Source organism: Pseudocitrobacter cyperus (assembly GCF_039889165.1).
GTDB classification, from domain to species: Bacteria; Pseudomonadota; Gammaproteobacteria; order Enterobacterales; family Enterobacteriaceae; genus Pseudocitrobacter; species Pseudocitrobacter cyperus.
In genome coordinates this window covers 1-1,398 of the sequence record NZ_JAYMYY010000023.1, presented here as the reverse complement: position 1 = coordinate 1,398, position 1,398 = coordinate 1, and the positions used below count along the sequence as shown (strand labels likewise).

General features: G+C 49.0%; 2 protein-coding genes. Both read right to left on the bottom strand.

All coding sequences use genetic code 11. The annotated features are described in order from the left end of the window. Positions 1-135, bottom strand: a 135-nt coding sequence (locus tag VSR74_RS23155) for a flagellin N-terminal helical domain-containing protein (RefSeq protein ID WP_459349931.1), incomplete at its 3' end; no start/stop codon positions are given. Positions 136-329: 194 nt separating this feature from the next. After that, positions 330-1,398 (bottom strand): flagellin (locus VSR74_RS23150; protein WP_347796830.1); only part of this gene is annotated, 1,069 nt, incomplete at its 5' end.

Sequence of the window (1,398 nt, the reverse complement as noted above, 5' to 3'; positions counted from 1 at the left end):
TGCATCGTCTTTTGCGCTGTTGATACGCATACCGGAAGAGAGGCGTTGAATCGCGGTGCCTAACTGGCTCTGGGATTTGTTCAGGTTGTTCTGAGCCATCAGGCTCAACGCGTTAGTATTAATGACCTGTGCCATTGCTATATCCTTTAGTGTGATAAATAACGTTTTAGATATGCGTTATGTATTCCGCATACTTTATTCATCGGGTGAAATAAAAATCGCTGAAATATATTTTTAGCCGATGACAATAAATAAAAAAAAGCCCTCCACCGGGGAGGGCAAACCGCGCGTGAGGCACGCGCGTAATGACATTGAGGGGGTAGCGCAGATTAACGCAGCAGGGAGAGAACGTTCTGCGGAACCTGGTTGGCCTGCGCCAGTACGGAGACGCCAGCCTGTTGCAGGATGTTGGCGCGGCTCATGGCAGACACTTCAACAGAGAAGTCCGCATCCTGAATACGGGAGCGCGCTTCGGTGGTGTTGATGATGTTGGTGTTCAGGTTGGCAATGATGGAGCTAAAGCGGTTCTGAACGGCACCCAGGTCGGCACGGAAGTCAGCAATCTGGGTAATGGCGCTATCCAGTTTTTCCAGCAGTTTATCGGCGGAAAGGGCGCCAAATTCCTTCATCACAACGTCGGAATCGGCAGGACGGACGGCAGAAGGAGTTGGTAAACCTGCGGCGTCAAAGGTGATTTCTTTTAAAGCCATAATACCTTTATCATCTTCGCCATAAACAAAGTAACGGTCAGATGTGCCATCGTTCATTGCGATCATCTTCATGCCTGATTTTTCAGCATCCTGACCAGCACCAAATGCGGCTATGGAGATTTCGTCAAGTTTGGCTGCATTAAGATCAAATTCACCACCACCACCACCAGCCTGTTTAACCTTATCACCCTCTGCAAGTGCGGTGGATGAGCCTTCTTTGAAATCACTTGGGCCATTCAGCAGCATATCAGTATCTGCATCGTTGAGTTCTGTCAGACCACCGCCAGTCCCATCAACAGCAGTGACTGCAGCCTTGCCTCCTTCAGTACCGTGTGCAGCAAACGTTATTTTGCTTGCATCAACGGCATACATTTTTTTGGCGGCAACATCGTAAGCAAATACCTCGCCATCAAGCTGGTAAACTTCGACAGCCCCGGCCGGGGTTGTACCACCGTTGGCATCTTCAATGGCATCTTTGAAGAGATCGGCTTCTGCAGTGGAGTATCTCCATTCACCGTTAGCGGGAGACGTGACGCCAGTATCAGTATTATTTACCAGTTTTGTCGCTTGATCTTCGTACTGGCTGCTCGCTGTACCTGCCCCATTCACGGTGATACCAATATCTTCGAAATCTTTCATAAACGAATCCAGACCCAGGGTCTGCATATCCAGTTTGTTCAGTTTGATA